The 26,439-nt window shown below is 43.9% G+C and carries 21 protein-coding genes and 2 pseudogenes; 17 read left to right on the plus strand and 6 right to left on the minus strand.

The window, feature by feature from the left end; translation table 11 throughout:
* Positions 1-285: 285 nt before the first annotated feature.
* Complete coding sequence (locus tag FGT79_RS29580) at positions 286-669, plus strand: DUF7674 family protein (RefSeq protein ID WP_138756414.1); 384 nt, start codon at positions 286-288, stop codon at positions 667-669.
* A 66-nt stretch (positions 670-735) separates the two neighbouring features.
* Here the strand turns inward: FGT79_RS29580 and FGT79_RS29585 are convergent, their stop codons facing one another.
* Entirely contained in the window at positions 736-1,929 is a 1,194-nt protein-coding gene (locus FGT79_RS29585; RefSeq protein ID WP_138756415.1) for an IS256 family transposase, read from the minus strand.
* Here FGT79_RS29585 and FGT79_RS29590 point away from each other — a divergent pair.
* Complete coding sequence (locus FGT79_RS29590; RefSeq protein WP_246096690.1) at positions 1,909-2,472, plus strand: polymorphic toxin-type HINT domain-containing protein; 564 nt, start codon at positions 1,909-1,911, stop codon at positions 2,470-2,472. The two genes, FGT79_RS29585 and FGT79_RS29590, sit on opposite strands and share 21 nt — an antisense overlap.
* Positions 2,473-2,678: 206 nt before the next feature.
* Positions 2,679-2,801 (plus strand): annotated as a pseudogene (locus FGT79_RS32435) (CPCC family cysteine-rich protein); the annotation flags it as partial.
* A gap of 1,302 nt (positions 2,802-4,103) precedes the next feature.
* On the opposite strand, the gene FGT79_RS29600 reads toward FGT79_RS32435, so the two are convergent.
* Positions 4,104-4,652: a TetR/AcrR family transcriptional regulator gene (locus tag FGT79_RS29600; protein ID WP_138756417.1), complete on the minus strand. Its 549-nt coding sequence runs from the start codon at positions 4,650-4,652 to the stop codon at positions 4,104-4,106.
* A 179-nt stretch (positions 4,653-4,831) separates the two neighbouring features.
* On the opposite strand from FGT79_RS29600, the gene FGT79_RS29605 reads away from it, so the two are divergent.
* The 4 genes from FGT79_RS29605 to FGT79_RS29620 all read left to right on the plus strand — a co-directional run bounded on the left by FGT79_RS29605 (position 4,832) and on the right by FGT79_RS29620 (position 7,109).
* Complete coding sequence (locus FGT79_RS29605) at positions 4,832-4,969, plus strand: FAD-dependent monooxygenase (protein WP_138756418.1); 138 nt, start codon at positions 4,832-4,834, stop codon at positions 4,967-4,969.
* Between the two features lie 38 nt (positions 4,970-5,007).
* Positions 5,008-5,301: an FAD-dependent monooxygenase gene (locus FGT79_RS29610; RefSeq protein ID WP_171056517.1), complete on the plus strand. Its 294-nt coding sequence runs from the start codon at positions 5,008-5,010 to the stop codon at positions 5,299-5,301.
* A gap of 71 nt (positions 5,302-5,372) precedes the next feature.
* Positions 5,373-5,891, plus strand: a complete 519-nt coding sequence (locus tag FGT79_RS29615; protein WP_171056518.1) for an FAD-dependent monooxygenase — start codon at positions 5,373-5,375, stop codon at positions 5,889-5,891.
* Positions 5,892-5,945: 54 nt separating this feature from the next.
* Entirely contained in the window at positions 5,946-7,109 is a 1,164-nt protein-coding gene (locus FGT79_RS29620; RefSeq protein WP_138756421.1) for an MFS transporter, read from the plus strand.
* Between the two features lie 140 nt (positions 7,110-7,249).
* Here FGT79_RS29620 and FGT79_RS29625 read toward each other — a convergent pair.
* A pseudogene (locus FGT79_RS29625) lies at positions 7,250-7,522 on the minus strand (Gfo/Idh/MocA family protein); the annotation flags it as partial.
* Positions 7,523-7,658: 136 nt separating this feature from the next.
* Complete coding sequence (locus FGT79_RS29630; protein WP_138756448.1) at positions 7,659-8,207, minus strand: TetR/AcrR family transcriptional regulator; 549 nt, start codon at positions 8,205-8,207, stop codon at positions 7,659-7,661.
* 208 nt (positions 8,208-8,415) lie between these two features.
* Here FGT79_RS29630 and FGT79_RS29635 point away from each other — a divergent pair, with 208 nt between their 5' ends.
* The 7 genes from FGT79_RS29635 (at position 8,416) to FGT79_RS29665 (ending at position 20,420) form a co-directional block, all read left to right on the plus strand.
* Positions 8,416-9,003: an NAD(P)H-binding protein gene (locus tag FGT79_RS29635; protein WP_138756449.1), complete on the plus strand. Its 588-nt coding sequence runs from the start codon at positions 8,416-8,418 to the stop codon at positions 9,001-9,003.
* A 116-nt stretch (positions 9,004-9,119) separates the two neighbouring features.
* Positions 9,120-9,878, plus strand: coding sequence for a carboxymuconolactone decarboxylase family protein (locus tag FGT79_RS29640; protein ID WP_138756423.1), 759 nt, complete (start codon positions 9,120-9,122; stop codon positions 9,876-9,878).
* A 38-nt stretch (positions 9,879-9,916) separates the two neighbouring features.
* A complete protein-coding gene (locus tag FGT79_RS29645; protein ID WP_138756424.1) occupies positions 9,917-10,312 on the plus strand; it encodes a cupin domain-containing protein in 396 nt (131 codons plus the stop codon).
* A gap of 12 nt (positions 10,313-10,324) precedes the next feature.
* Positions 10,325-11,305 (plus strand): aldo/keto reductase, encoded by a 981-nt coding sequence (locus FGT79_RS29650; RefSeq protein ID WP_138756425.1) that lies wholly within the window; start codon positions 10,325-10,327, stop codon positions 11,303-11,305.
* Positions 11,306-11,339: 34 nt separating this feature from the next.
* A complete protein-coding gene (locus FGT79_RS29655; protein WP_246096688.1) occupies positions 11,340-12,293 on the plus strand; it encodes a zinc-binding dehydrogenase in 954 nt (317 codons plus the stop codon).
* A 184-nt stretch (positions 12,294-12,477) separates the two neighbouring features.
* Complete coding sequence (locus FGT79_RS29660; protein ID WP_138756426.1) at positions 12,478-13,308, plus strand: SDR family oxidoreductase; 831 nt, start codon at positions 12,478-12,480, stop codon at positions 13,306-13,308.
* A gap of 1,298 nt (positions 13,309-14,606) precedes the next feature.
* Entirely contained in the window at positions 14,607-20,420 is a 5,814-nt protein-coding gene (locus FGT79_RS29665) for a golvesin C-terminal-like domain-containing protein (protein WP_138756427.1), read from the plus strand.
* A 369-nt stretch (positions 20,421-20,789) separates the two neighbouring features.
* On the opposite strand, the gene FGT79_RS29670 is transcribed toward FGT79_RS29665, so the two are convergent.
* Complete coding sequence (locus tag FGT79_RS29670) at positions 20,790-20,999, minus strand: hypothetical protein (RefSeq protein WP_138756428.1); 210 nt, start codon at positions 20,997-20,999, stop codon at positions 20,790-20,792.
* A 76-nt stretch (positions 21,000-21,075) separates the two neighbouring features.
* Positions 21,076-21,957 carry a helix-turn-helix domain-containing protein gene (locus FGT79_RS29675; RefSeq protein WP_171056519.1) on the minus strand — a complete coding sequence of 294 codons (882 nt, stop codon included), beginning with the start codon at positions 21,955-21,957 and terminating at the stop codon, positions 21,076-21,078.
* A 137-nt stretch (positions 21,958-22,094) separates the two neighbouring features.
* Between FGT79_RS29675 and FGT79_RS29680 the strand changes: the two genes are divergently transcribed.
* The 3 genes from FGT79_RS29680 (at position 22,095) to FGT79_RS29690 (ending at position 26,318) form a co-directional block, all read left to right on the plus strand.
* Complete coding sequence (locus tag FGT79_RS29680) at positions 22,095-22,862, plus strand: phytanoyl-CoA dioxygenase family protein (protein ID WP_171056520.1); 768 nt, start codon at positions 22,095-22,097, stop codon at positions 22,860-22,862.
* 142 nt (positions 22,863-23,004) lie between these two features.
* Positions 23,005-24,519, plus strand: a complete 1,515-nt coding sequence (locus FGT79_RS29685; protein WP_138756431.1) for a response regulator — start codon at positions 23,005-23,007, stop codon at positions 24,517-24,519.
* Positions 24,516-26,318, plus strand: coding sequence for a cache domain-containing sensor histidine kinase (locus FGT79_RS29690; RefSeq protein ID WP_138756432.1), 1,803 nt, complete (start codon positions 24,516-24,518; stop codon positions 26,316-26,318). Before FGT79_RS29685 ends, FGT79_RS29690 begins: the two co-directional genes overlap by 4 nt.
* The last annotated feature ends 121 nt before the right edge of the window (positions 26,319-26,439 follow it).

A 26,439-nucleotide genomic window follows, 5' to 3' on the forward strand; every position in this document is an offset into this window, starting at 1 on the left:
TTCATGTGAGAAGAAGATACGACATCAGTAATAATCAATGGAATCGATAATTCTTTTAAGAAAAAAACCTACAGGTTCAGGACAAGACTCTCCACTCCTATCTATACTTTTGCACTCATTATGAGTGCAAGCCACCCTTCCAGGTGGCTTTTTTTATTGCTCGTGAATTGTTTTGTCTGCTGAAGGCTAAGAATAAGATTTATTTAAACGTTAATATGAAAGGGTAGGATAGTTCAACATAAACATAGGGAAGATGATACTATTGAAATATAGGAGCTGGTGGTTATGAATATAAAAACGGAAGAATTCTTTAGAAGAATGTTGCATTTCTTACCATCAACTGAGGCTGCGTATAAAGAATCAATCGCGACATACGGTGAAGTGTTAGAAACTATCATAGTTGAGGGCATCTTCATGCCTGAAATAATTAAACTATTAAGTGAGGAAAGAAATATCAATCTGTTAGATAAAATTTTTAAATATTTTGAAGAAGTATCTAATGACGAAGATGCTCATTTAATGAACCTTTTTTCAGTTACGGTTTTGGAAGTCCTCGGGAATGACAGATTAATTCTAGTGACTGCACGAAAATACATGGGTACTAAAACGATACAACTTCAAATTGAAGCTGATAGAGATATAGGCAGAGAAGTCCCCGACTTCGACTAACACCATATGAGGGTCTGTCAAACATTTTGTGTAAACTCTCTTAATGCTTCCCCCCGAGGGGGGGATCTATCGTAAATACTGGCCAATGCGATCCGGAAAGAACACGGAAAGTTGCAGCAGCATTTGACCCCAATTCTGTACACGCCCCGTCCATTTACGGGTGACATCCATGGTTGCTAGATAACGCATTTTTAGTAAGGATTCGTCCGTTGGTAAGATGTTTTTACCTTTCGTTACCTTACGTAATTGACGGTGGTAACTCTCAATAATGTTAGTGGTATAGATGATTTTACGGATCTCTGCGGGGTATTTGAAGAAGGTAGCAAGCTCATCCGAGTTATTACGCCAGGAACGAATAATGAGCGGATATTTGCTCCCCCAGGTTTCCTCGAAGCGATCAAGCTCTACAAGAGCCATCTCCTCATTAACGGCTTTGTAGAGGGGTTTCAGATCAGCAGTTACCTTCTTCAAATCCTTATAAGAGACGAAACGAGTGGAGTTTCGGATCTGATGGACGATACACTTTTGTATTTCTGTTAGGGGATAACAGGCTGAAATCGCTTCTGTGAAGCCTGTTAAGTTATCTACGCACGTAAGGAGTATGTCTTGTACACCGCGATTTTTCAGATCATTCAAGACGCTAAGCCAGAACTTCGAAGACTCATTTTCCCCAATCCACATGCCCAGTACATCTTTACAACCATCAAGATCAATCCCAATGACCATGTATGCTGCTTTGTTGACAATAGCACCATCCTGCTTCAATTTAAAGTGAATCGCATCAAGGAAAACAACGGGGTAGACGCCTTGTAGCGGCCGATTCTGCCACTCTTTAATGAGGGGAATAATCTTGTTCGTGACATTGGATATGAAGGTAGAAGAGACCTCAATGCCATAGAGATTTTGGAGGTGATCTTGAATCTCTCTGGTACGGACACCTTTGGCATAGAGCGCGATCATTTGATCTTCAATGCCGGTCACGTTGGATTGGTGCTTCTTCACAACAAGCGGCTCAAATTCACCTTCACGGTCACGAGGAACAGCGATCTCCTGCTCCCCATACTCGCTAATGATGTTTTTCTTGCTCTTGCCATTGCGGCTATTGGACGTCTGCTTCTTCTGCGTTTCATGTTTCTGGTAGCCAAGATGCTCATCCATTTCAGCCTCTAGCATCTCTTGGATCGTCTCGGCAAATAACAAGCTGATGAAATCTATAAGGTTCACGTCGGTGATGAAGTTATAGAAGCTACTGCTGAACATTCATTTTGGCTCGATAGCAAAGGATGGACGTTCGTCAAAGACCTGAAAGTTGGCGATTTGCATGTTTCAAGTGACGGTACTAAACTGGCAATAGTTAAGATTGAAAAAGAGCCACGTGAAGCAACGGTTTATAATTTTGAGGTTGCGGATTTCCATTCTTATTTTGTGTCCAATCTTGGTGTTTGGGTGCATAATTGTGCTGTTAAGGGTGCGGGTAATTCCGTGTGGCAACCAACAGCGAAGAATGCTGATTTATGGAATAAGGGAAAATTAAAAGCACATTTTGACAAACATGGTAGTACGGAGTTTGGAGCAAAATCATCTAAAGAATACTCTGATATGGCTTATGAATTTGGCACTAGAATTTCTGATAGTATTGTACAGACGACTACGAATGGATATGTAAATAGATATGAGCCATCCACTCAATCTATATTTGTTGGAACAGAGAATGGAGGTAGAATTAAATCTTTTTATAAATGGGATGGTCGTCCTGATGATATGGTGATTCAGACATTAAAAGAACAGGGGCTAATAAGATGAATAATATAACCAGAGAAAATGCGTTTAAAATAATTGAATCAGTACGTAACATAATAGGAAACGAGATGGATTTATCCGAGTATTTGGAAGAAGAAACGTCAATCCTTAATAAGGAACAAAATGAGGTAGAAATTGATTTTCAAGGTGTTAGTAATGGTTTTTTAGCAGAAATAGTTCATGCTATTTCTGGATATCAAGTAGAAGTCATTGGTGAGGTAGAAGAGTTATATTCTTGTCCTTGTTGTGGGTTTAAAACTTTAACAGAACTTTATGGTGCGTTTGAAGGAGCAGGTTATGATATTTGCCCATATTGCAAGTGGGAAGATGATGGAACTTCGGACATAAATTCTTATAGGTCTATTAATAAAGGGAGCATAGTAGACTATCGCATTGAACTTTGCATAAACTCCAATAAGTACTATACAAACAAATGGCTAGATGGGAAAGGTTAATGTTTATTTAGCAGATTTTTCAAAGTAACATTTTGCATGTGGAAATACAACTATTAGTTAAATTATTATTGGTGGAGGCTACCCAGTGTCGAATGAACCTGTCATTCAACCAATAACACATATAATCTATGAGTACACGTATGAAGATTTCTCCATTTCGGTTGTACGCACATCAATTACTTTAATTTTATAACATAAATATCACTATTCCGTTACGTAAAACAGGTTGATTACGGTCAGATAACACCATGATTGACCTGTTTTTTGTTATCATCGCTTTCTTACGATTTTTTCTAATTTGAACCATTCTCTCCAGTAAGTACATCGTTCGTTATCTGTTACTTAGGAGAAGACCCAACTATATTAAAAAAACTAGTCCTTCAATAGGAATGGAGGGAATTTAAATAAATTATATGCGGCGTCAATTGATATGATTACGTCAACTCAAGTTTCTCAATTGTAAGAAATAGTAATTTGTTAAAAATTACCAATCTCTATTACTTTCGATAAAGGAATAAAATTATTGTTTGATTCACGATTTGTAATGGGCAAACATCAATTGGAAACCGGAATTAAATTACCGACGTATTCGACTATGATTTATTATAGCTCAGGTTGGAAGGATGCAGATATCTATGAATTGTGTCAATATGGCCAATAAATACAGACAAGTAAGAGGAGCATAAAAATAATCGGGAATTCGAGTTGGTAAGATTTAATGATTTAGCAACTAAACTTGAAAAATTATCAATGAAAAAGCTAATACATCAACCGCATTTAGACTAGTCATCAATCTCTTACTTTATGAGGATTCTTCCTTCATCTTCATATTTGATCCTAAAATCGTCTCGAATATTATGAGAGACTAATCGATAATTCTTTTAAGGGTAAAACCTACAGGTTTAGGACAGGACTCTCCACTCCTATCTATACTTTTGCACTCTGTTTTAGTGCAAGCCACCATTCCAGATGGTTTTTTTTATTGCTTGTTAATTGGCCTAATTGCTAAAGGCTAAGAAAAGTAACCAACTAGTTGAACCGTAATACGAACTGGCAGGATAGTTCCAATTTTAAGTGACTAATGCTAGACTTTGCTTGGATTGGCTACCCGGCAAACGATTTAAAACAAAGAGCAGCATGGGCTACTCTCTCCTCATATTTAAATCTGATATTCGAATTCTACATTAAATTACTTTCTAACAACATGCCTACCTTCTCTTCCATGGCCTCTGGTGGATAAGGCATGCCTTTGGTAAACCACCATTCCACAATTCCCACATAAGCCGGTGCTATAAATTGAAGAACGATATCTTCAGGAATGCCGCGTATCTTCGCTTCGGACATTTCCCATCCTTTCCTTATATCCTCCGTAACGAATTCAAGGAAACGACTTCGAAAAAAAGACGCTCCTTTGCTGGCTAAAAGAGCTGAGAAAAACAAATAGTGACGCTCGAAGTATTTGAACCAACTTACGCTTCCTTCTATAGAAACACCTTCTGTTTCCGAGTGGCACATTTCTTCAAGTGCATCAATGTGTTCGGCAATCAGCTTATCCAATAAATCGAATTTATCCGTGTAATGAAGATAGATGGTTTTACGGCTGACATTTGCACGGTCGGCAATACCCTGAATGGTAATACTGTCGAAATCTTGTTCCAACATCAATTCCACCACAGCTTTTTTTATGGCTTCCTGAGATTTAAGTATTCGTCGATCTATTTTTAACATTACCAATCCCCCATATCATCACGAGATATTATACAAAGTTATTAATTCTGTTACTTAATACACGATTTTGCCCAGACTGATAATTGCAGAAATCCTCTTCATCAACAATAATACACATACGGGTATTATTACATCAAGGTGTAATTTTAAATTTGGGGGTTAAGAAGTATTTTTAATAAATGGCACTATCGGTTATTGTTGTCGGCGCGTCGCTTTCAGGACTCATGACAAGAATTGCTCTTGCGCAAGTTGGAGTAGATGTAACGATTTTGGATAGAGCTGGGGAGGAACGGCTCAGAGGGCTGGATTACAGGTAGATAGCGGAGAGTTTGACAAGACGGATATTGCGAAACGCTTGAGAAAACTGGCTTCGGGTGGAACGCGGTCTGCTGAAGCGTGGTCTACGATAGAACGTCGATTGCGCATAGAAGCGCAATCTGATTCAAGAATCGATTTGCGCTACAACGTATGTATTCAAAGTGTTGATCAGGATGACGGCTCCGCTTGGGTGCTAACGGATAAAGGAGAGACTCTGCACGGAGATATCTTGATTGGCGCAGACGGTCACCATAGTACGGTCCGACATCACGTGGCCCCGCACAAACCTGCAACATTTGCAGGATACTTGATTTGTGTAGCCTATGTATAGTGTAGTTGGTTATTCCAGAAACAATTCGCCCTAGCTTACACGCACCAAGACTTACGATGGCAGATGATGGGGTGGGAGACTTTCTGCTTGGTTCTATTGTGCCTGCTGAAGATGGTTCTTATGAATTAGGGAGCCGGCGTTTGGCTTGGGCTTGGTACGATAATACGCGAAATAACTTGTTGCGTCGTAGGGGATGCGTTGATGGGAACGTTGTGCGACACTCGCTGAATGGTTCCGGTAGCTCGGAACAGACGCTGATTGAACTGGTGGAACAAGCATCTGTCAGGTGGCCGCAGCCTTGGCTGGCTGTAACGCTTCACAGCATTAGATCCCGTAACCTAACAGGCATACCAGTTGCCGAATGTATACCCATTCGACTTTCAAGGGGGCGGATAGCAATCGTTGGCGATGCTGCGCATGTCCTAACACCCATTACAGCAGCAGGATTTAATGCTTTTCTGCTGGATGCTGCAGTACTACTAGCCGAATGTATTGCAGAAAGCTTACGAGGCACGTCCGGGATTGAGTCTCTCTTGCCTTATCAGGCACGCCGTTTAAATGATGTACGACAGTTGGTGAGATCCGGGTAATCATTTAGCCGCTCATTTGGAAAAAAATAATAAGGATAGGGGTATTAGTTTTTTATGAAATCAAATCGGTTACTAATTTTTATTTTAGCAGTAGGTGTTTTCGGGATTTTGACGACCGAAATGGGGGTTATCGGAATCCTGCCTTCGATTGCGGAGCAATTCGATGTTAGCGTACCTCGGGCAGGACTGATGGTAAGCCTTTTTGCGTTGGCAGTCGCCATATCTGGTCCGATTTTGCCGGTAATGTTTTCTGGTATCAATCGAAAAGCAGTCATGCTGCTCGTGCTTGGGATTTTTGTTATAGGAAATGTTATATCGATTTTTGCATCAAGCTTTTCCGTATTACTGCTTGCTCGTGTCATTCCAGCCTTTTTACATCCTGTTTACTGTTCACTCGCTTTAACAGTGGCTGCTCTATCTGCCAAACCGGGTGAAGCACCAAAGGCAGTGTCCAGGGTCGTATTGGGCGTAACGGCAGGCATGATACTTGGCGTGCCTATAACAAACTACGTTGCAAGCGGAACTTCTATAGAAAGGGCAATGATTTTCTTTGCAATCGTGAATCTGTTGGCTTTCGTGGCCACTTTGATCTTCGTTCCGTCAATGCCTGTGAAAGACAAACTTCCTGTTGGGACTCAGGTGAGCGTACTCAAGAAACCGGTTCTTTGGCTCGCGATTGTCACGGTTTTGTTTATCAATTCCTCTATTGCGAGCATTAACAGCTTCATAACGGAATACTTGGGAACTGTTACACAGATATCAGATGCTACCCTAACATTTGCTTTATTTTTATTGGGTATCGCGAGTCTGCTGGGAAATTTGGCTGGCGGTAGGTTTCTTACCAAGAACGCGGCGAAAACGGCATTGTGGTTCCCAATCGCGTTGGGAATCGTTCTCTTGTTATCATTCCTTACCGGAACATCACCCATTCCAATGTTGATTACGATTATGTTGTGGGGCATCTTCTTTGCAATCGGAAATAACGTTGCCCAATATTGGATTACATCGGCAGCTCCTGAAGCACCGGATTTCGTGAATGGCCTATATCTTTCCTTCGGGAACTTGGGCGTCACGATCGGAACCGCAATAGGAGGATACCTCATATCAGGAATGGGTACAAAATATATCGTCCTAGGGGGGATTGCTTTTATGGTCCTGGCCTGGTTCTCCATCCTGCTTAGAAACTACAAATTCAGTTCAGGAAGTCAAGAAGGTTAATTACTCATTAATTGTTCTAGACCTTTTAACGGAGAGTGTATTCACATGTCATTTTCGAGGAGCAATAGCTCCTCTTTCTGTTCAAATAACACCGGAAGACATTGCTTCATATGAAGAGCCATATGTACCTCACTGGGGCGTTGGTTTCTAGACCAGCTGGTATCCACGACGCCGAATGCTCCGTTCTCGAACTTAACATGAATCATGCCGGCATCGTCGACGTCGATTGTTTCGTCGAACAGGTTAGCGGCATAGGCGTAATCTTCTTCGGGCTCGGAGCCTGTAATCCAGCGCATCAAATCCATGACGTGAACGATATGATCGAGGAGAGCTCCTCCACCTGACAGTTTCCGATCGACGAACCAGCCGCTCGGCGCCGTGCTGCCGTTGGTCCCCTTGATGGCGACGATTTCCATCGATTTCGCCGCGTTCGAACGGATCAGAGCATCCGTTGCCGGTTTTTTAAAATATGACCGTAAGCGAGTTTATCCATTCGCGGACCGGCTGATAGATAATTCGGCTGTTTTCAATTAAGTAACAGTAGTAGATTTAGTTGCAATTCCTATCCATCAAAGCCCCTAATTGTTCCGCTAAAGCCTGATGGGTAATTGGCCGTTCATTCACAAACCACCATTCGACGACCCCCACATAAGCAGATGCTACAAATCTGATAACCATATCCTCGTTTAGACCTTTATTTTTACCCTGTGTTACATCAACCTCATCTTTGAACTCCTCATGTAAAAAATCGAGAAATCGGGTGCGGAAAAATGGAGCTCCTTTACTTGCTAACATCATTGAAAAAAATAGGTGGTTTTCTTCGAAATATTCTGTCCATATAATGGATCCACTTACAAAATCCAAGTCTGCTACTGCCTTGCAACGAACACCGAGTTCGTTAATATGTGTTTCAATAAGCTTATCCAGCAAGTCATATTTATCCATGTAATGAAGATAAATCGTTCCTCTACTGACATTAGCACGGTCAGATAGATCCTGGATTGTAATGCTATCAAAGCTCTTTTCAGCCATAAGTTCCAAAACTGCATTTTTTAATGCATCTTGGGTTTTCTTTATTCTTCGATCGGCCTTACCAATGCGGAACACCTCGATTCAGTGAATTAGTAGACAATTTAGGATCTATTGTTCAGTAATTAACAAATGGAATAGATCTAACCATTGAAGCTTTATTGTCATCGTTTATAATTTTAAACATGAGTATATTAATATATCAAGGTTAAGTTTCGAAAGCTTGAACGTGAGTTAACTACAGAATATACACTTTGAAAAAAGAGAGGTGATTATGATGAGTAAGGTTCTGATCCTTGGCGCAAACGGAGGAATTGCTCGTGTAGCCATTGAGTTATTGCTAAGGGAAGCAGACACACAATTAACGCTCTACTTGCGTAATGCACAAAGGTTAAAGTATTTGGAATCTAATCGAGTAAGGGTCATTGAAGGTGATGCTTTAAATCAGGAAAAATTAAAAGAAGCTATGTCGGGGCAAGATGTCGTGTACGCCAATTTGGCTGGCCAATTAAAAAAAATGGCTGAAACCATCGTGACAGCCATGGCCGCAACAGGCTTACGTCGTCTAATTTTTATTAGCTCCATGGGAATTTATGAGGAAGTCCCCGGAGCAAAGTATAAAAGCATATTGGATCCTTACAGGGATTCTGCGGCTATCGTTGAGTCTTCGGATCTCGATTATACGATTTTAAGACCAGGCTGGTTTACAAATGATAATGAAATTGATTACGAGACCACACCTAAAGGGGAACCCTTTAAAGGTTACTCTGTATCACGTAAAAGTGTTGCAGATCTGGTTGTTAAGCTGGCATTAAATCCTAGTTTAGAAGTTGGCCAAAGTCTAGGGATCAATAAACCCGAATAAAAAATGGTTTCTTATTAAAAATAATGTGAAAATTATATTGAAGGTTTTTGAACGAAATATATCGATTTGTTATCGATATGTCCACTTTGTTACCCTGAAAAAAAGGAGAATAATTGATGAATATTACGGATGCAGCTCAAAAATATCAAGAGAAAATGTTTCCAGGCTACAAATCTAAGGTTCTGGAAACAGATCCGGAGTTTATTGAGCGCTTCGATAATTTTGCGTTTGATGAAGTCGTGAATCAGGACGACTTGGATGGAAGAACTTGTATGATGGCCATATTGTCCGTTTTAATTGGTTGTCAAGGTATAGATGAGTTTAGAGCTATGGTTCCAGCCGCATTAAACTTTGGCGTTACTCCAGTGGAAGTAAAAGAGATTGTTTATCAATCCGTACCTTATATGGGTGTAGGAAGAGTCTATCCTTTTCTGCATGTTGTGAATGAGATTTTGACTTCACAAGGGGTTAAATTGCCTTTACCAGGGCAAGTAACTACCACTTTAGAAAACCGTTTGGAAGCAGGGATTAAAGCACAGGTAGATATCTTTGGAGAACATATGCAGGATTTCTGGCAGTCGGGACCGGAAGAGAGCAAGCACATTAATTACTGGCTCGCAGCTAACTGCTTTGGTGATTACTATACGCGAAAAGGGCTTGACTACAAACAAAGAGAGATGATTACATTCTGCTTTCTTTTGGCCCAGGGTGGATGCGAACTTCAGTTGACCAGCCATGCTGCCGCTAATATAAGGCTTGGAAATGATAAGAGTTTCCTTATTAAAGTTATTTCTCAATGCTTGCCTTTCATCGGCTATCCGCGCAGTCTAAATGCTCTCCGGTGTGTGAATGAAGCTGTGGCGAAATCGGAATAAGCCCCTTATCAAATAACATTTGAAAGTAGGAATTAAAGTTGAATAATGAACAACTTCGCAACAGTACCATTTTTCCATTAGGAGAAAAGGTTAAAGCAAACTTCATAGGTGACGCCTACCTACAAATGGTGTTTACAGATCCGACACCTCTGAACACTGCGATCGGAAATGTGACCTTCGCTCCAGGTGCACGGAATAACTGGCACTCCCATCGGGTTGGACAGGTTCTATTAGTCACTGGCGGAGAAGGGTGGTATCAAGAAAAAGACAAACCTGCACGGTTGCTTCAAACAGGTGACGTGGTTAATATCCCGCCTAACGTGAAACATTGGCATGGAGCGACAAAAGACAGTTGGTTTGTACATCTGGCTATGACTCCAGGAGAAACAGAATGGTTTGATGCCGTCAATGATGAATGGTTTGATAAACTATAGGAGGTTTTCTGTATGGAATATATTAAATTCGGAAATACGGGAATGGACGTCTCTCGGATTTGTCTGGGTTGCATGAGCTTTGGTGATGTGCTTCCAGGTGGACATCAATGGGTACTTGATGAGGAGCACAGTCGTCCAATCGTCAAAAGAGCATTAGAACTGGGTATCAATTTTTTTGATACAGCGAACATTTATGCAGGCGGAACCAGTGAAGAGATTATTGGGAAAGCTTTAAAGGATTATGCGAACCGCGATGAAATGGTTCTGGCTACAAAAGTCTGGGGACGTATGCATCAAGGCCCCAATGGTGCAGGGCTTTCTCGGAAGTCGATCATGAGCGAAATCGATAAGAGCCTGAAGAGGTTAGGGACTGATTATGTAGATCTCTACATCATTCATCGCTGGGATTATGAAACACCTATAGAAGAAACTATGGAAGCCATGCATGATGTCGTGAAATCTGGAAAAGCCAGATATATCGGTGCTTCTGCAATGTATGCTTGGCAATTTCAAAAAGCATTACATGTGGCGGAGAAAAATGGCTGGACTCGTTTTGTTTCCATGCAAAATCACCTTAACCTCATATACCGAGAAGAGGAAAGAGAGATGATTCCGTTTTGTACGGACCAAAAAATTGCGTTAACTCCTTATAGTCCGCTTGCATCGGGAAGACTGATTCGTGATTGGTCAGAAACTACCCATAGATCAGAAACGGATCAAATTCAGAAATCAAAGTACGATTCGACTGCTGATGCAGATCGATTGATCATTGAGCGAGTTGCGTCCATTGCAAAGAAGCGTGGCGTACCCCGCAGTCATGTTGCGCTTGCATGGCTGTTGCAGAAAGAAGCTGTAGCAGCTCCTATTGTCGGTGTAACAAAAATCGCTCAACTTGAAGATTCTGTAGGGGCTCTATCAGTGAAATTAACCACAGAAGAAATCTCATTCCTGGAAGAATTGTATATCCCACATCCGGTTGTGGGAGCTCAATAAATTTGAAATTTAAGAAAAGGCGGAGAATTGATAAATGAAAGCAAATATGATGTATGCTGCTGGTGATGTTCGCGTAGAAGAAATCCCAGTTCCGAGATTGCAAAAACCGACGGATGTGATTTTAAAAGTGGTTGCTGCCTGCATTTGCGGAAGTGACCTGCATCCTTATCACAACATGCATGCCCATGAGCATGGAGATGGCGAAGCAATGGGGCATGAAGTAATTGGAAAGATTGAAGAAATGGGTTCGGAAGTTTTCGGGTTCAAAAAAGGCGATTTGGTCATCGTTCCTTTTGCATATGGTGACAACACCTGTCCGTTCTGCAAAGAAGGATTAATGACATCTTGTGTACATGGGGGCTTTATGACCGGCTGTCAGGCGGAATTTGTGCGAGTGCCTCAAGCAGAGGGAAGTATGTTTAAACTACCCGACGAAATTGATGAAAACTCTCCTTTGTTACCGTCCCTGTTAACATTGTCTGATGTATACGGCACTGGTTATCACGCGGCGGTGATGGGAAGAGTGAATGAGAATACGACGGTAACGGTTATAGGTGATGGAGCTGTTGGTCTTCTTGCCGTTCTGTCAGCGAAGAAGCTCGGTGCCAAGAAAATTATTCTTATGGGCCGTCATAAGAAACGGACCGATCTTGGTATTGAATTCGGTGCAACAGACGTTATTAATGAACGCGGAGAAGAAGGCATCGCGAAAGTTCGAGAGCTGACAAATGGTGAAGGTACACATGTTGTTCTTGAATGTGTCGGGCTGATGCCTGCTTACGAGATGAGTCTTGGAGCCGTTCGGGCCGGTGGAGTTATCAGCCGCGTTGGTGTTCCACAGTATGATGATGCTCCCGTTGGTTTTGCAAGTCTTTTCGGGCGTAATATTACGTTAACTGGAGGACCAGCGCCAACGCGTGCTTACATGGAAGAATTGTTACCGACATTTTGGAAGGAAAAATTGAACCGGGTCGTGTCTTTGATGTAACGGTTGATTTGGACGGTGTTCCGGAGGGTTATCGTGCTATGGATAAGCGTGAAGCGCTCAAAGTATTAATCCGACCTTAATGAAGCGAGTTTTGGTTCTCCTGACTGTCAGAGGTTATCAAAAATGTACAATTACCGAACTGAAAAGAGAGTTGATTCTAGAATAAAAATAAGGAGGACATAGATTGAAAGAAGTTGTACTTTGGACCGGTGCCGGACAGATTGGCATGGCGATAGCCAGAAGAATCGGTTTTGGTAAGAAAATTATGATTGGTGATAAGAACCTAGATAATGCCAAAGCTACTACAAAAATTATGATAGAAGCCGGATTTGATGCGATTCCAGTCGAAACAGACATTTCCTCTAGAGAATCGATTTTAAACTTGATTGCAGAAGGTCAGAAATATGGTGAAATCACTGCGCTTATCAATGCAGCTGGCGTGTCACCTAGTCAGGCACCTATTGAGGTGATTTTGAAAGTGGATTTGTACGGAACGGCAGTATTATTGGAGGAAGTAGGTAAGGTCATAGCTCCTGGAGGAGTTGGTGTTACAATTTCCAGTCAGTCTGGACATAGAATACCTGAACTGGGAACTGAAATTGATGCGCAGCTTGCTACGACACCAACTGAGGAGCTCCTTAATTTAGAAGTCCTTCAACCTGAAAAGATTAAGGATTCGTTGCACGCATATCAAATGGCGAAACGGTGCAATGTGAAGCGTGTAATGTTTGAAGCTATACGTTGGGGTGAAAAAGATGCTCGTATCAACTCCATTTCTCCAGGAATTATCGTAACACCATTGGCTATTGACGAGTTCAATGGTCCAAGAGGAGAGTTTTATAAGAATATGTTTGCCAATTGCCCAGCTGGACGTCCAGGAACAGCAGATGAGGTTGCAAATGTAGCTGAGTTGCTGATGAGGCCACAGGGCGCTTTCATTACCGGGTCTGATTTCCTAGTTGACGGTGGAGCGACAGCTTCTTATTTTTACGGATCACTAAAACCAGTAGAATAGTTGAAGAAGTCGTAGAATGCGTCCTTAATTAGAAATGAAGCCCATGGTAACTTCATTAGTCATACATTAGAATTAGCTTATGAAAACATTGAGATGATTCCCCAAATTGAGCTCGATTAAAAATAATAAAACAATCAGCGTTGCCATTAATCCGGCAACGCTAATTGTTTTTCGGGAAAACTTGAATAAATCGAGATGACTTACGTTAAAAACAAGATTTGCAGCGAGTACAAGGGAAGGGACTCTTAGAAGGCGTGTCTGTTCATTTGTGTCGTTGATGTCCACACATTTATATCCAGACGTGAGCCTATGTCAGGTGACAAGAACTTGATAACAATCCCGATGATTGACATGAACTTTGTAACATTCCCAACAAGATTCTTCATTTGGCCAGCTGAAGACAACAAAATCAGCGACAGTGCTTATTAAACGATCGGACAGCATTCCTATTATGAAGTAATAATAGGTTAGATAGCTTCTGAAGGTGGCTCGTTTGGCATCAGGAACTGTGTATAAGTACAAGATTCAAACCTACAGGTTCAGGACAGGACTCTCCACTCCTATCCAAATCCTATAGTGCTCATCATGAGTACGGACCACCCTTATGGGTGGTTTTTTTTTGTTCATGAATTGTCCTGTCCGCTAAAGGCTATGGTACAAGAATCCATTTAGTTGAACTTTAGCGTTCCCCCCCATTTCTCGAACTGCCAGCGCTGCAGAAAGAAGCTTGTAGTCGAACTCCTTGCCTCTGTCCGTGTGGCATAATTGGATGCCTTTCAATCGTACAGCGTATCGGGTAGTTGTTTTTGCTGTCCATGAAGATCTTGAGAATGGTATCTTCTACGTGTTGTTCAACTTTATCCGATGAAAGTTCCGGTTGTAGTAATAAGATCTCCTCGTTAGGTTTTGTAGGACACTGCACATTGTTGATAACGAATATTAGTGTTGTGATTTACAGTCCTCGTAAAGTTAAACCATCTAATTCATAAATTCAGCTGTTTAAATATCATGGCATTGGAAATAGCGTGAAAATTCGCAGCATCTTGGGAAAAGAAACAATAGTCCGCCTATTATTATTGAACAAGCAGGCAGATGCCCGATCAGCGTAGCTTTAACCACCTAATCGTAATCCTGTCCCGTTTCCGGGACTTTTTTTATTGATTATATTAAAACTGTTAAATTGAAAGCGATTTCAAAACAGTCTGCTAAAGTGGTGTCTGGAGGGGGTTCGATAGTTGGTGTCTAGATTGTCATCCGCTTTACTGTAGAACAATAACAAAATTGATGGAGGGATTTGAATGAAGATCAGAATGACTTCGATTCATGCCGGTAGAGGTAAGCTACTCAAAATCATGTTATGCCTGTTGCTGGCAGTCGCATTGTTGACAGTCAGTTTCACAGTAGTTAAGGTACTCACAGCTGAAGCAACTGCTGGAGATACGGATTATTTCACTGATAACGAAACATGGTACCGTGATTTCGCGCCGGGAATAGTCAACCCGAATGAAGGGACGATTGAGTTGACAACACGTATCGATAAGCCGCATGCGGAGTTCGGCAACGATTATGACTTTCTATTCCAAATCATACCTGAGCAGGGCGGACCGGGTAATACGCTGATTAATGCTCACATTCCACCACCGGAAATGAAACCGACGGGTTTGACTTATGATCAGCCGCTTATCTTTTTCGTCAGGAACGGTAACGGGACCAATGAGGCTAGAGTCAAAGCCGAGTCCAGCGTTCTCAATTATACTGTTGGCGAGTCGTTTAACCTTGCATTTTCTTGGAAAATGGGTCCCGGTGGTTATGTCGCCATATACAAAAACGGTGTTCAATTGCAACGTGTTTCGACATCATTGGCTCCGGTGATGGAGAAGTTCATGCCCTATCAATTCATGGTAGAGAGAGCTTCCCCCTACAACATCACTAATGTGAAAATATCTACTAAGGCGCTAGAGGAGAATGAGCTGGAGCAAAGTACAACCGCATTTACGAGCGGAACGGATACTTCGCTGCTTGCCAATATTGCGCTCGGTCAGAATATTCAATCAGAGAAATTTAATACGCCTTGGCATACTTCTTCGGCATACAGCGTTGTTAAACCGATATTTAGCAATGAAAAGCAAGTATTCTACAAAGATGAAGCAGCCGTCTATCCGATAATGACGGTGAATTACGGGGATACATCCAAGACCTACTCAGTGAGTATTAAGGCTACTGATCCTTATGGGGTTACGGCTTTTACCGAAGTGAAGGAAGTTATTGTACCAGCGGATGGCACTTACCGGGTTGAGGAGTTGACCCTTCCGCAATTAGTTGATCGAGTGGGCTTCTGGTATTTAGAGACAACCGTAAGCTCTAGCCTGTCGGATATTATCGTATATAAGAGCGGAATATCTAAAGTACCTACTAACGATACTATCGTCACTGACGGAACATATGCGGATTATTATGGTACACATTCAAACTACAATTTCGATATGTCTCCTTGGAGCAAAATCAACACGAGCACTACTCGTGCGTGGGAGGATGCCAGAGTATTCCTCTGGCATAAAGTCGAGCCCACCAAGGGGAACTTTACTTGGGAGCACGCTGATCAATATGTAAGTGCTGCTCATGCAGCAGACATTGATGTGCTGGCAGTTCTAGGATACCCTTCCAACTGGGCATCTGCGCGTCCGCCAGTTAGCGCCATTCCTGCGGCTGGGTTTGAGATGCCTGCTTTTCAATACAAGGCAGAACGCTGGGTTTCCAAGGATATTCAATATCAGGATGGAGTTCCTGGCACTGGAGAAGATTGGACCAATTACGTCTACGAGACCATGAAACGCTACGCGGGCAAAGTCAAGTACTACGAGATCGTCAATGAGGTTAACTTCCATCCACCATACAAAGCAGCCGCTTTCTCAGGCACGAAGGAAGAATATTTCTTGATGCTAAAGATCGCTCATGAGCAGGCTCAAAGGGTCAAATTGGAATATAAAGTGGAAACGGGCAATGAACTGGAGTTATATGTTACAACAAGCGGATTCACCGATGTTTCGGGTACATCTGCTGATCGTCAGATGGCCGTAGACGCATTGAATGAGCCGTATGTTGGATACTATGATATTTATAATATACATGGCTACGGCGGAACGAAATCTATTAAAGACGATATTCTCCCTGCCTTTAATCAAGCCAAGAGCGATTATCCGGATTTGAAACTGTGGCAGACCGAATTTTTTCCTTTTAATGAGACCCATCCGACCATTCCTGCAAAATTGTATGGAACCGTTGAGAGGTATATGGATTTCCTCGCGAATGGTGCCGCAAGATATTTTAATATGGGTATTCCGGCGGAGGATACGTTCGTTACTCGTCATTCACAGTCTCCTACGGAATTGTTCCAAACGATTGCTGTTATGCAAAATCACATTCGTAAAGTGGATCAGTACATCGGATCGTATACTGGATTTGCTAATGAAGTATTCCTTACGGTCAATCACTATATGCACCGTACAGACGGCAACTATCTTAGTGTCTTGTCAGCAGATAGGCAATCGTTTAATATCAACATTCAGAATGCAGATAAAATTGTTAGCGTGGAAGATAACTACGGGAATGTTATTCCGCTTTCAACTGATGGCGATATTCTAAAAAAAGATACGATCTTTATTGTCAGCAATGAGCCACTCCAAATTAACAGTGTAACTGGTGATTTGGTGCTTACAACGATTCGTAATGGCGGCTTTGAGAAGTTGTCAGGCGATTCACTCGGGGGGGCGGCGGCTGTCACCATCGATAACTGGGCTATGTCCGCTGGAGTATATGGGACGCATGCTTATGTGAACAAAACAAGCCCATTCCAGGGTGTGAATGCCGTGGAGTTCGATTCTGCGGGAGCGCCGGGAAATCGGACGTTTATGAACCAGACGTTTACTGTCACGAAGCCGGGAACCTATGTACTTGCCGCTAATATCAAGAAGCTAAGCGGAGGAGCAGACGTTCAACCTGAGCTGAACATTTGGGCAGGGAACACTGACCATCAGCTTGCTCCAGTGACGCTTACTGACCAATATGCTTATTATGCGAAAGCATTTACCGTATCACAGACGATGAGTATTACGGTAAATATTGGGATTTTATCGGGCGTTGGGAAAGTGGTGTTTGACAACGTATCATTCGAGCTCGTGCCGGATAATGTGGAAATTGTGATGGACAATTCGGATACGGCAGGTGTGAAGTTTACCAGTAGTACAACAAGCAATGCTTGGGACAACACAAGGAACAATACCGCTGCTAATAAGGGCAACTTCGCGCTTAATACAAGCAAGGATGGCAATGCCAGTGTAACGTACACCCCATCGATTGCCCTTGCGGGCATGTATGATGTGTACGAGTGGCACCATCCGACAAGCTCAACTACGACTGCTCCGTTCACGATCAATCATGCAGGTGGTATGACACAGGTCGAGGTGAATCAATCATACTCCTTCGGAGGGAGGTGGAATAAAATTGGAAGTTACCCGTTTAATATAGGTTCCACAGGAAGCGTTGTACTTACTAACGGCTTCAAATCCGAAAACTTTATGCTTGCGGATGGCATCAAATTTGTACGGACGGGTAATTTACCTGCGATATTCTCGAATGGTAATTTCGAGAGCGTAATGGTGGACCCGCTTGGCGGGCCAGTCTCGACGACTTTCGATAACTGGAGCAAGGGAACGGGTGTCTATGGCACGAATGCCTATGTGAATCAAGCAAATCCATATCAAGGAGAATTCGCTGCTGAATTCGATTCGGCAGGGGTAACGGGCGGTCGAACCGGTCTGTCTCAGAAGTTCACTGTCTTGGAGCCGGGAACCTATACTCTGTCTGCCTATATCAAGAAGCTTGATGGCGGGGCGGAAGTTCAGCCTGAACTGAGTGTGTGGGACGGAGTAAGCGATCATCACATGCAACCTGTCATTCTGACGAGCCAGTATGCTTATTATGCGAATAGTTTCGTTGTTCCCCATAAAATGGATATTACCATCAAGATCGGTATTTTGTCTGGAGTAGGTAATGTTGTGTTTGATAACGTGGCATTTACCCTCGTACCGGATAACGTGGAGATCATTATGGACAACAAGGATACTGATGGTGTGACGTTCTCCGACTCTTCATGGTCGAATACGGGAAGCAACTCAACCGCTTACAATGGAAATTTTGCAGTCAATACAACCAAAAGCGGCAGCTCGACTGCTACCTACACCCCAAACATACCACAAACCGGCATGTACGATGTGTATGAATGGCACCATCGTACAACCGGAACGACTGATGCACCATTCACAATCCGTTATGTAACGGGCGCTGAAGAAGTAATTGTGGATCAATCTCAGAATAGTGCCAAATGGAACAAAATAGGAACCTTCCCGTTTATACAGGGCTCAACGGGAAGTGTCGTCATAACCAATGGATTCCATACGAGCAACTTTATTCTAGCAGATGGCATACGATTTGTACGCACAGGACCCTACGTACCGGTTGAAAGTATAACGGTCAATGGGAATCCTAATGCCAGCGTGTTGAAAGGCGGCACGCTTACTATGAATGCGACTGTCATGCCAACTAATGCTGTGAATAAATCTGTTGTTTGGAGTGTAGTAAATGGAACAGGTAAAGCGGAGATTGATCCGACAACCGGTGTGTTGACAGGACTAGATACCGGCACTGTCCTTGTAACGGCTACAGCATTAGACCATACAGGAGTGAAAGACCAGTTGCAAGTGAAGGTGATCCAACTGGATCACGTTGTGCTTGGTGTAAATAAGACCATCCTGAGGAATGGAGATCAAGCAGTCTTGACTGTCTCGGGCATATTGAATGATGGAACACAGGCAGATCTTAGCGAAGTGGCCGCTACTTATAAGAGCGACAGTGCGCTAGCTGCTGTAGATGGGCAAGGGATAGTAACGGCAACTTCAGCAGGAGAAGGTACAGTACAGCTTACCGTGAGCGTCAAACATGGGACAAAAACGTTAGAGTCCAGTGTCGCCATCCTGGTAGACAATAGTCCCCCTCTGACTATTGCAGCAGTAAGCCCTGCAGAACCGAACGGAAGCAACGGCTGGTACACCTCGGATATCACGGTAGCATTGGCGGCGTCGGATAGGCTGTCAGGCGTAGCCAAGATAGAGTATCGGGTGAACGATGAAGAGTGGAATGTTTATACGGAACCCTTCACATTGGATCAGGAGGGTGTCAATAAGGTGCAATACCGCGCCACTGATAACGCGGGTATTAACGAGGAATCGCATTCGAGAACCTTTAAGATTGATAAAGTGGCACCTACTGCAACAGTATCTTACAGTATGACATCGACAACCACACAGGATGTAGTAGCCACGATATCCATGAGTGAGCCAGTTACAATTACAAATAATGGAGGTTCAAGCAGCTACACATTCTACTATAATGGCCAATTTACCTTTACGTTCATGGATGCCGCTGGCCATCATGGTTCAGCTACGGCTGTAGTTGATAATATGATATCCAAAAGTAAAGCCAAACCGGGTAAACCGACGATTTCTGACGATAATGGTTTTGATAACGGGATGCAAGACGGTAAATATAATATAACGATGAATCTATGGTACGGAGAAAATGCCCGCACTTACAAGCTTTATGAAAATGATGTATTAATCGATATGAGAACTATGGCGGACTATACACCAAATGCCCAAATGGTGACAACTGCGATTAGCAGCAAGCCAAACGGCACCTATCGATACTATGTAGAGTTGACTAACGCATTCGGTACTACCAGGAGTGATACGCATATTGTTACAGTAACCCAAGCCGCACCTGCCAAGCCGGTACTTGCCAACGACAACTGGGATGGTGACGGAAGCTTTAAAGTAAGTATGAATCTATGGTGGGGGACGAATGGAGACACATATAACTTATATGAGAACAGTATCCTCATTGATTCCCAAGAACTCACGAATGGAACGCCAAATGCTCAAACTGCAATAACAATCTTAACGAATCGAGGTATCGGTACCTATGAGTATCGAGCAGAGCTAATCAACTATGTAGGGGCGGTCTCAAGCGATGTGATGAGTGTCCATGTGTCGAAGTAATCTGTACATGTATTAAAGCTAGGTATAAGGAGCTTTCGCAATTTTGCGGAGCTCCTTTTTTCATTATTAAGAGTTAATTGATTCAAGGGATTATCATTTTAGGTCTGAAATGGCTCAGAATGAAAGCAGATAAATTGAATTTTCGAATAGAAGAGGAGTGGGGAAAAAGGTTTGCCGAAGCTCGCATCCTATTTTGCCGACCATGGCTTAAAGATTTTTAGTGTTGCTAGTCAAATGGATGAACGGATTTTTTCTGCTTGTGCGGAGGCAGGAGTATCTACGATTCGGATTATGCCTGACATTTCACATGAAGAGGGATATCTTAAATCGGTAGATAGGCTTCGGATAAATCTCGAGAAGGTCATTACACTATGTGAGAAGTACAGAGTGAAGGCTGGCATCCAACTCCAGAAAGCCGCGGCCAGATAATGTGTATTGGAAAAGAAATCCTGCTCCATCTCTTTTTAAGCCGCAAAAGTCATAGCTGGAATCATGAGTAACTTTTTGAACGCCAATGGAATGGATTATGCATAAATTTTCCTGCTGTTCTGTATGAAGAAATCCATAAGATTCAATCATAATAGCTACCCATCCTTTGATTTTAATATGAAATAATCTATCGCTATGTCTCCTACCTAATTATGGTCGAATATCTTCAGAAACGATGATTTCTGCGATAATCGGACGGATTGATTTTACATTTGCTTTTGAACATGCGGCTGAAATAAAAGGCGTTCTGATACCCGCATTGCTCAGCAATATGATCGAGCGTATCATCGGTTTCGACCAGTAGCGATCTCGCCTTCTGCAGCCGAAGAGAGGTCACATATTCGATTGGAGATTGGCTGAAATACTGCTGGAACCGTCTCGTCAAATGCGAGGGGCCAATGCCCAGTTCGTCGGCTAACTGGCTTATATTCCAGCCATATTCGAGGGCGTGCTGCTCCAAATACAGCAAGACTCTGGCCATGACAGGGTCCTGCTTCGTCCTGCGGCTTCTGTCTGCTGACGACGCAAGCTCAAGCGACAAAATAGCGAGCAGGTCGCTGACAAAGTGTCGGATATATTCCTTGTCCTCGCCTCCCTCCGAACGCGCGCATGCGATACGCATATAACGATAGGTCGATTCCAGCCGCTGCAAGTCTCGAACAGCCAGCTTACCTTGCGGCAATGCCAGCTCGGTTGCGAACTCGATGAACAGGAAGGAGAGAGGCTCCACCACTCTCCGTTTCAGCTTCATGCCGGGCGGACAGAGGACAAGCTCACCGTAGCCTGCTTCGTCAAAGGGGATGGCCTTGGCTGGACTGCTCTTGGATGCATTCTCCTTGAAGTAAGCTTCCTTAGGCGCGTAGTTCATAGGCAGGTTCTCCCCGTCATACCCGTCCCCATCATCGCCTTCTTTTCCCTGTTCCATTGCGAAGGCGAAACGTCCCGACAACGCGGCAAGCATGACCCAGTTCTGGTATTGATCTTCCTCCAGCTTAAATTCTGTACGCATTCCGCTGATGTAGCTTCTCTTAATTTCCAACGTCCTCAAGCAGCGATCTCCTCTCATGGGTAATAAGCAAAAAAGTATATGGAATAGTATAAGACTGTGCATGTCAAAAGTAAATAAAGGCGTTTAATATAAGTGTTAAGAAGTTGATTGCAAAAAAAAGTGAAGGGGAAATGAAAATGAGCAATATTAAGCTGTTATCAGACGAGCAAGTGAAAAGTTATAACGAGCAAGGTTATCTGGTGCTTCGCAACGTATTCAGCGAGGAAGAAGCACATGTTTTGCAAGCGGAATGTGACAAACTACTGACGACGGAGCGGTTCATGGATCGCGGCAATGTGCGTGCCGGCTATAAGAGCTACGCGAATGGAGATGTAAAGATTGAAAGAATGGACCCGGTACATGATATATCGCCATTGTTCGCAGAGCTGGTGAAGGATGAGCGAATCTTATCGCCGCTGCGCGACATCTATATGGATGAGCCGCTGCTGTTCAAGGATAAGCTGATCTTCAAGCTGCCGGGAGCGAACGGGTACAGCATGCATCAAGACTCCGCATGGTGGCAAGGCTTCCCGATCGAAGGACTAATCAGCGTCATGATTGCCATCGACGGCGCGACGGTAGAGAACGGTGGATTGGAGCTGTTCCCTGGCTATCATGACCGTCTCCGTTCGAAGCCAGGCGAGCTGCGCAACATGAACGCGGACGAAATCGCAGAGATTGATCTGCAGAAAGGCGAGATTGTCGAAACGAATCCTGGCGATGTCATCATCTTCCATTCCTTCACGCCGCATCAGAGTGGAGCCAATACTTCGGAGAATAGCCGCAAACAGCTTTATTTGACCTATTCTCCATCAAAGAACGGCCAGTTGTATAATGCACATTACCAGCATTTCAAGCGTTATTCACTCGAGGGCAAAGATTTGAGCAAATATTATTTCTTGTAATCGCATGAGCCCTGTAGAAAACCTTCTCCTAATTGTTAGGGGAAGGTTTTCTGCACTGCTCGCCCTAACTTTTAGCTGAAATTGGATATTGAATCGAGTATGCTGAATGTAAACGCTCCTATCAACAGAAGGGTGGACGATTATGTATTCGTTATTGCTGGTAGAGGATGAAGAGGTAATCCGTAATGGGATGCGGAATTGTGTGGATTGGCAGTCATATGGCATCTACGAGCTGGAGGAAGCAGAGAACGGCCGAATCGGATTGGAGATTGCTTTGCGCATGAAACCGGACATTATTATAACGGATGTAGTGATGGCGGAGATGGATGGTATCGAATTTGTGCGTAGAATGCGACAGGAGATTACAGACAAGTTGATTCGTGTGATCATTATAAGCGGTCATGAGGATATCGAATACGTCAGATCAGCACTTAAGCTGCAGGTTGTTGATTATTTGCTGAAGCCGTTCCATACGGAGGAGCTGGAGGATGTGCTGCGGAAGGTTGTGGAAGCATGCGATTCGGATCGGAGGCAGGCTGAACATCTCGCCGAGCTGGAGGAGAAGGCGGATCGCTCGCGGCAGCTCGCGCGGGAACGGCTGCTCCATGAGCTGTGCCACAGGCCGCTCTCTGCCGAGGAAATATCTATTTATTCCGATTATGCCGGGGAGCAGTTCTCCATCGATCCGGGCTGCCGCGCCGCATATATCGAAGGCAGCATGCTGCGGGAGGCCGAATTGCGGGCGCTTGATGGAGTTCTGGCGATATTCCCTATGGGTCAAGGCGCTATCGGCGGCGTCATATCCGGTGGCGATTGGCTCGAAGACGCCAGCGTTCAAGCCTGGCTGGCTGATACGGGGGCAACCGTCGGCATCGGCTCGGTGGCTGAGCGGCCGGAAGAGCTGCATCATTCCTTCCAGCAAGCCAGGATTTCAATTATTGATGCGAAGGAAAGTGGTGAGAGCACCATAACAGTCGCTTATCAGTCGGATGCGAGCGACAAGAAAGAATGGATTCTCTCGGAGATGGCAACATGTGAGGCGGTGATGCTGGATGCGCTGGAGCGGGGCAATCAGGGGGCACTTGAAGAGGGGCTTCAGACATATACCGGACTTGTCCGCCGCTTCGATCAGGCTAAGCCGGATTATCTGCAAGCATTTTTCAGCATGTTTCTCGCGCAAGCGAACCGGCATTTTGCTGTTCTGCTGGAACCCTCAGCGCATGCATCGAAAGCGCTGGAGGAGATCGGGGCAGCACGCGAGCAGGATACGTTAATTCGGATCTTCAATATCGCCATCATGCAGATTATGGAAGCGATTAACAGTAGGGCGGATCAACGCAGCGTCGTCCGGCTGGTCAAAGGTTATATCCGCAGCTCCTTCGGCGAGGAGCTTACACTGGCGCAGATTGCAGAGCACGTGCATCTTTCTCCAAATTATTTGGCTAATCTGTTCAAGAAGGATACGGGTATGACGATCAACGCCTGTATGACCGAAGTTCGACTTGAGGAAGCGAAGCGTATGCTGCTGGAGGACAATCGGCTCTTGATTCACGATATTTCAGAGCGGATTGGCTATAAGGACAGCAAATATTTTACGAAGCTGTTCAAGCGGGAGTTTGGTTTGAGTCCAAGCGAATATAGGGAGCGATATGGATGAAGAAGCTGCTTGGCAGATTTCTCCTCATCGATTCAAGGATGAAGCTGCGCAATAAAATGTTGATTTCTTTTGTATTGATGGTATTTATTCCATCGGTATGCATCGGCTTCATCTCTTATCAGAAATCGTCGGCGATCATTAGTGAGCAGACCAGTCACGCCTATCTGGAGGCGCTCCGTCAGACGACAATTAATATTTCGTACCGATTGGACGAAATCGAGAATATTTCCGAGATGGTGTATGCGAACGAAACGTTGCAGAAGCTGCTTCGCAAATCACAGCAGGAGAAGTTATCGGTAGGCGAGGTCATTGACGATTACAACACAATCATTGAGATATTGGAAAATTCGGAGAAAAATCGAACCATATTCCGTATCCGGCTTATGGTCGCAAGCAATCCGATGTACGCGATGGAGGGTATCAATATTTTGAATATTGAATCCCACTTGCTAGAGGATTGGAATACGAGACTTTCATCCAAGAAACGATCGATGGAATGGATTTACAGCCCAGGTACGACCTATCCCGGTATTGGCGTCAAGGAGACGGTATCTCTGTACCGGACGATCAAGGATTTAAAAAATGTTCGCAATTTGTTGGGACTTCTAGCGATTGATGTGGATCAAGAGACGATTAGCGCCGTATTGCGCGATATGAATCTAAACCTGCCTTATCAGGCTGTATTAATGAACCGTCAAGAGATGATCGCCTCCTATTCGCAGGGTATGGACAGTATCCCAATGGATTCGGACGAGCTTCAGGCCGCCTTGGGCGACGAAATCGGAGAGCGGCAGGCTTATACGAGCGTTCGAATACACGGCGAACGTTATTTACATCTTGTACAACCGATGGAAGATCTGGATTGGCAGCTGGTTGTGCTTATTCCCTCTCTGCGCATTACAGATCAAAGCTCGCTGCTTGGTTTGTATATTCTGCTCCTATCCGTTTCGCTAATTGCACTTGGCATCGGACTTGCCTATTTGTTGTCGAACCGGATTACGAGCAGGCTCTCCCATCTGATTCACAAGATGAAGGATTTGGAGCGAGGGCAATTTGGCAAGGTGGTGGATGTTAGCGGCCAGGACGAAATTGCTGTGCTGCAACAAAGCTTCAATAATATGTCCATACAGATCCAGTCTCTTATAGGAGAGGTATATGCGATGACCCGAAAGCAGCAGCAGGAGGAGCTGAAGGTGCTGGAAGGACGAATCAACTCCCACTTTCTCTACAACACGCTGGATACGGTGAAATGGATGTCCCTCTCTTCCAATGCACCTGAGATTGCTAGAATCGTTACGAATTTATCCAAGTTTTATCGGATTAGCCTGAACAAAGGGCATGCAAGACTTTCTGTGGAGAAGGAGTTGGAGCATGTTCAGGCTTATGTGGCGATACAAGAGACCAGATTCAGTGGCAAGCTCCGATACGAGACAAAAGTGGATTCCGCGATGTTGCACAAAGAAATCATAAAGCTGATCCTGCAGCCGATTGTGGAAAATGCGATTTTGCATGGCATTAATAAAAGCGCTTCCAGGCAAGGACGAATTCGCGTGCGCGGGCTGCTTCGCAAGCATGCCATCGTATTCTACATTACGGATACCGGGGCCGGTATGAGCACGGAGCAAATGTCTTCGCTGCTCCAGGAGGGCAGCGCAGGATACGGCGTTAGGAATGTGCATGAGCGGCTCAAGCTTTATTTTGGAGAAGGCAGTGGGGTCAGAATACGTAGTAGGGAAGGGCAGGGGACATCTGTAAGACTTCTGCTTGTATTGGATACAGAGAAAGTTCTGGATCTATGAAATGATTACCAAATTGGAGAGGAGCCCTGTTAACAGGGCTTTTCTCTTACCCTCTAATCTACTGAGAGTGGATTCATAGTTAAATGAAAGATCCGTGATATAACTCGTAATGAGGGATTGA

The organism is Paenibacillus sinopodophylli (genome assembly GCF_005930355.1).
In the GTDB taxonomy this organism is placed as follows: domain Bacteria; phylum Bacillota; class Bacilli; order Paenibacillales; family Paenibacillaceae; genus Pristimantibacillus; species Pristimantibacillus sinopodophylli.

What these genes read in the sequence shown, in the direction of transcription:
- FGT79_RS29605 (WP_138756418.1), top strand. Translation starts at nt 4,832, where the DNA reads ATGGCACTATCGGTTATTGTTGTCGGCGCGTCGCTTTCAGGACTCATG.
- FGT79_RS29620 (WP_138756421.1), top strand. Translation starts at nt 5,946, where the DNA reads ATGAAATCAAATCGGTTACTAATTTTTATTTTAGCAGTAGGTGTTTTC.
- FGT79_RS29670 (WP_138756428.1), bottom strand. Translation starts at nt 20,999, where the DNA reads ATGATTGAATCTTATGGATTTCTTCATACAGAACAGCAGGAAAATTTA.
- FGT79_RS29665 (WP_138756427.1), top strand. Translation starts at nt 14,607, where the DNA reads ATGAAGATCAGAATGACTTCGATTCATGCCGGTAGAGGTAAGCTACTC.
- FGT79_RS29640 (WP_138756423.1), top strand. Translation starts at nt 9,120, where the DNA reads ATGAATATTACGGATGCAGCTCAAAAATATCAAGAGAAAATGTTTCCA.
- FGT79_RS29600 (WP_138756417.1), bottom strand. Translation starts at nt 4,652, where the DNA reads ATGTTAAAAATAGATCGACGAATACTTAAATCTCAGGAAGCCATAAAA.
- FGT79_RS29635 (WP_138756449.1), top strand. Translation starts at nt 8,416, where the DNA reads ATGAGTAAGGTTCTGATCCTTGGCGCAAACGGAGGAATTGCTCGTGTA.
- FGT79_RS29655 (WP_246096688.1), top strand. Translation starts at nt 11,340, where the DNA reads ATGAAAGCAAATATGATGTATGCTGCTGGTGATGTTCGCGTAGAAGAA.
- FGT79_RS29690 (WP_138756432.1), top strand. Translation starts at nt 24,516, where the DNA reads ATGAAGAAGCTGCTTGGCAGATTTCTCCTCATCGATTCAAGGATGAAG.
- FGT79_RS29685 (WP_138756431.1), top strand. Translation starts at nt 23,005, where the DNA reads ATGTATTCGTTATTGCTGGTAGAGGATGAAGAGGTAATCCGTAATGGG.
- FGT79_RS29650 (WP_138756425.1), top strand. Translation starts at nt 10,325, where the DNA reads ATGGAATATATTAAATTCGGAAATACGGGAATGGACGTCTCTCGGATT.
- FGT79_RS29585 (WP_138756415.1), bottom strand. Translation starts at nt 1,929, where the DNA reads ATGTTCAGCAGTAGCTTCTATAACTTCATCACCGACGTGAACCTTATA.
- FGT79_RS29580 (WP_138756414.1), top strand. Translation starts at nt 286, where the DNA reads ATGAATATAAAAACGGAAGAATTCTTTAGAAGAATGTTGCATTTCTTA.
- FGT79_RS29680 (WP_171056520.1), top strand. Translation starts at nt 22,095, where the DNA reads ATGAGCAATATTAAGCTGTTATCAGACGAGCAAGTGAAAAGTTATAAC.